Genomic DNA, 4,541 nt, shown 5'->3' with positions numbered 1-4,541 from the left:
ACACCTGTTGCATTAAGCGTGCGCCCGAAGCGATCGTTGTACTTGGTCGTGGGGCATAGCACGGCCGGAACCGGTCAGTCGACACCAAGGGCCAGATTGCCAACAATCGAAATCCTGTATCGTTTAAGGCTCTTGAGTTTTGGGCGCGCTCCCAGCACGCACACAAACCCGTCGATTTCACTTGCACCTGACGCTACGTCAGCTTCTATGGTTGACACCAACGACTGGGAACGCAATGCGACTAAAGATCGGCGAACTGGCGAAGAAGGTGGGATTGAGTGTCCGGGCCCTGCACCACTACGATTCAATCGGGCTACTGTCGCCGTCGCAGCGCACCGACGGGGGGGCGCGCCTATATGGGCGGGACGATCTCATCCGGCTGCATCGTATTGAGGCCCTGAAACGGTTCGGGTATTCGCTGCCGGACATCAAGGCCAGCCTCGATGCTCGACCGGCCGACGTTCCGCGACAGCTTCTGCAGCGTCAGATCACGGAGCTCAACGCGCAGGCACTGCGTGCGCAGCGTCTCAGTCGTCACTTGCAATACATCGTTGACGTGACCGCCGCCGGTAGCGAGATAGCGGCGACCGACTGGCTGAATGCTCTGGAGTTGATGAACATGTACCAAAAGCACCTTGATGACGACGAACTCGATACGCTGCTGGCATCCGGGCCGGATACTGTGCCACCGACGGATCCGTCGTGGACCGGGCTCATTGACGAGGTTCGCGTTGCTGTGCAGCAGGCACTGCCGACCGAAAGTGATGCCGCTCAGGCACTGGCCTGGCGCTGGATCAGGCTCGTGATCCGAATGACCCGCAACGACCCGGCGCTCGCTACCAAGCTGATGGCGATGCAACTCGGTGAACCACGCGCCCGGCAAATCGTCGGCATTACGATGGAGATGCTGGAATGGATCGACGAAGCATTCACGCACGCGCGCTGCGTACTGTTCGCCAAGTACCTCAATCCAGAGCAGGCCGACGAGGTGCGGCGTCGCCAGTTCGCCACCGCGAAAAGTCAAGCATGGCCGGCGCTGGTAGTCGCACTGAGGGCACAGATGGAAGCGGGCGTCGACGCCGGGGCAGCACCGGTTCAGGAGATCGTCAAGCGCTGGCAGCAACTATTTCTCGACAGCTTTTGCGGAGACGACGCAGTCCTGGAAGCGCGCGTGCGCGATGCCTTGATGCGCGAGCCGGATCTGCAACTGGGCATCGGCCTCGACGATTCGCTGTTGGCCTATCTGCACAAGGCGCATATTGTCGGTCATGACATGACACCGCTCAACGCCGGCCCCAAGCCGAGCGCGTTGATGGTGGCGACGCAGCGGGCCGCGCATCAACTCCTTGATCGGCCGTTGGTACTTGACGATCCTGTTGCTCTAACGGTCCTCGGCGCAGCCGAGGCACAGACACTGCGTGACAACATCGACAGGTTCCGCCATCCGACCTCGGTGGGGATGCGTAGCTCGGTGATCGTACGCAGCCGGCTTGCCGACGATGTGTGGGGCGAGGCTGTCGAACGCGGCATTCGCCAGTATGTGGTTCTCGGGGCGGGGCTCGATACCAGCGCGTACCGGCATCCCGATGCGGCAGCTCGTATCTTCGAGGTTGACCTGCTGCCAATGCAAGAGTGGAAGCGGGCCCGCCTGAGCGAGGCAGACATCGTGGTGCCGCCGTCGTTGCATTTTGTGCCAGTTGACTTCGAGGGCGTCGGTCTGGCAGAGGAGTTGGCGCGTGCCGGTTTCGATGCTAATGCGCCGGCCATTTTCAGTTGGCTCGGCGTGACGATGTATCTCGATGAGGCCGCGGTCATTGAGACGTTACGCTTCATCGCCAGTTGCGCCAAAGGCAGCGCGGTCCTGTTCGAATACGCGATGCCGCTTTCGAGTTTGCCACCGATCATGCGTATGGCGATGGAGCAGTTGACGGCGCAATTCGCCGAGCGCGGTGAACCATGGAAGACCTTCTTTGAGCCGACCGTCCTGGCCGAGACGTTGACTGAATTGGGTTTCAGCCATAGCAACACATGGACTCCGGACGCGTTGAACCAGCGTTATCTCGAAAATCGAACCGACGGATTGCATATCGGTGCGACACCTACGCGTCTGGTTCTGGCAACGGTCTGAAAGTGCTTTCCGGGTGGGGCTATTCATAGCCAGATCGAGGTAAGCCTGGCTTGCGCTTCGACCACATGCTGATCTCCAGCGTCTCCTTCGGGGAACATTGAAGGACCGGTATGGGTCGCCCCTGTCCAACCTCGTCGGGCAGTGGCCGGCCAGTTTCGGCCGTTCGCCCGTACGAGCAGGATCGTCAACAATTGGTCATGACCTACGGCGTTCCACTCGGCAAGAAGCGATGCTGCTTCAGCACGTCGGGCCTCAGCTCACAGGCGATCAAATACTCATGTCCGAATCTGGCCAGAGTCACGCGCTGGTTTCCGCTAAAGTTTGAGCATGAACCTCGACCCTGACACCTGCTACCAGACATTGCTTTCGCGAGATCGCCGCTTTGATGGCTGGTTCTTCGTCGGTGTCACATCGACCGGAATTTACTGTCGACCGGTTTGTCCCGTCCGGACCCCAAAGCAGCGGAACTGTAGATTTTTCCCTAACATGGCAGCGGCCGAGAAAGCTGGGTTTCGCCCCTGTCTGCGCTGCCGCCCGGAGTTGGCACCCGGAAACGGACTACTTGATGCGTCGGCCCGACTAGCGCAGGCGGCCGCGACACTCATCGAAGAGGGTTTTCTGAACACGGCAAGTCTCGCAGAGCTTGCGGCGCGCATTGGCGTTACCGACCGGCACCTCCGGCGGATTTTCGTTGCCGAATACGGCGTATCGATGATCGAATTCGCTCAGACGCAAAGGTTGCTGCTGGCAAAGCGCCTCCTGACTGAAACGCGTTTGCCAGTCACCATAGTGGCATTGACAGCAGGGTTCGGCAGCGTCCGGAGGTTGAATGACCTGTTCCTGAAACAATATGGTTTGAATCCACTTCGGTTCCGGAAGGAGATCGACTCTCATCCGCAGGAAACCATCACCTTTTCGCTCGGATACAGACCGCCTTTTTCCTGGTCAGGCGTGCTTGCATTTCTCGCGCACCGGCAAATCGCCGGTGTTGAGCACATTGGCGACGACTCCTATACCAGAGTCATCGAGCTAAAGCGGGGCACCCAGAACATAGCGGGATGGATCGGCGTAACGCATGCACCACACCGGTATGCGATCGACGTTAAGGTCTCCATCTCCCTGACGCCAGTCATCGCACCCGTTATCGGCCGAGTCCGACGGATGTTCGACCTTTCCGCCCGCCCTGACCTGATCGATATGCATCTGGGCGACCTGGCCGCCGAGTTACCGGGTATGCGGGTTCCTGGCACCTTTGATGGTTTCGAGGTTGCGGCCCGTGCGATTGTCGGACAGCAAATCTCCGTTTCAAATGCGCGAGCGATCTTATCGCGGATAGCTGACCGTTTTGGGACGAAGCTCGCTGGCCCCTTCGACTTGTCGACGACGTTTCCTTCGGCAACGGTGTTCGCCGACATCCCGGCCACAGCACTTCAGGAGGCAGGCATCACACGCATCCGGGCAGAAACAATCATTGCCCTCGCGAGGGAAGTATCCACCGGTCGGATTGTTTTGGAACCGTTGGCACCTCTGGACGAGACGCTCGCCGCGCTAAGGAGTATCCGGGGAATTGGCGAATGGACGGTCCAGTACATCGCTATGCGCGCGCTGGCATGGCCCAATGCATTCCCCGACAGCGATGCCGTGCTGAAGAAGCAACTAGGCTATTCGAGCGCACCAGCACTTAACCAACACGCCCAACGATGGCAGCCGTGGCGAGCCTATGCAACGTTGCACGTTTGGCGTCGCCACCAAGCGCAACGCGAATAGCCCCGGTCTGTCGAGCTTAGGCGCGTAGAGCGACGTTGTCTCGGATTTTCCGGGTGGAGTGATTTTTAACGTCCCCGATCCCCATCGCGACCAAGCATTGTCGCGCGGGTCGCTCGTGCACCCGCCACTCCCAGCCTTGCAAAAGTGAGGGACGCAAGCGCCTATTACTATTCAAACACTGGATCAACATACTCAATGAACGTAATCGAACTGTTCGCGCTTGCTGCTATCTGGGGTGCATCGTTTCTTTTCATGCGTGTGGCGGCACCGGTACTCGGACCGATCCCTTTAATCGCGCTGCGCGTCACAATCGCAGCAGCCATTCTGGCGCCAGTGCTTCGATCAGCAACAGCACGTAGCCAGTTTAGATCCAAAGCGTGGCCTTTGATTGTCGTAGGCGTAACTAACTCGGCCGTACCGTTTTGTCTGCTCGCATATTCGACTCTCTACGTGAACGCGGGAGTTGATTCGATCTTAAACGCGACGACGCCACTCTGGGCTGCGCTAATTGCGGTCGCTAGTTTCGGAGGATCAATGCGACCTGGGCAAGCTGTCGGGTTGATGCTTGGGCTTGGGGGCGTCGTGATTCTGGCGAGCAATCGTCAATAGTGGTGTACGGGCGGGACGGCATGATCAGGCGGCCAGC

Annotated in this window: 2 protein-coding genes and 1 pseudogene; all 3 read left to right on the top strand. The window is 59.2% G+C overall.

Annotated features, from left to right (window positions below; all coding sequences use genetic code 11):
- Positions 1-235: 235 nt before the first annotated feature.
- Positions 236-2,128: an SAM-dependent methyltransferase gene (locus tag V8683_RS31150; protein ID WP_411188331.1), complete on the top strand. Its 1,893-nt coding sequence runs from the start codon at positions 236-238 to the stop codon at positions 2,126-2,128.
- A gap of 327 nt (positions 2,129-2,455) precedes the next feature.
- Positions 2,456-3,895, top strand: a complete 1,440-nt coding sequence (locus tag V8683_RS31145) for an AlkA N-terminal domain-containing protein (RefSeq protein WP_411188332.1) — start codon at positions 2,456-2,458, stop codon at positions 3,893-3,895.
- 195 nt (positions 3,896-4,090) lie between these two features.
- A pseudogene (locus V8683_RS31140) lies at positions 4,091-4,495 on the top strand (EamA family transporter); the annotation flags it as partial.
- Between the last annotated feature and the right edge of the window lie 46 nt (positions 4,496-4,541).

It is taken from the genome of Paraburkholderia sp. AV2, from assembly GCF_054968425.1.
Note: the sequence above shows the minus strand (reverse complement) of the source record. Positions and strands in the feature narration are given on the sequence as shown.

Excerpts from the sequence above, each read along its gene's own strand:
- V8683_RS31150 (WP_411188331.1), top strand. The coding sequence starts at position 236 with ATGCGACTAAAGATCGGCGAACTGGCGAAGAAGGTGGGATTGAGTGTC.
- V8683_RS31145 (WP_411188332.1), top strand. The coding sequence starts at position 2,456 with ATGAACCTCGACCCTGACACCTGCTACCAGACATTGCTTTCGCGAGAT.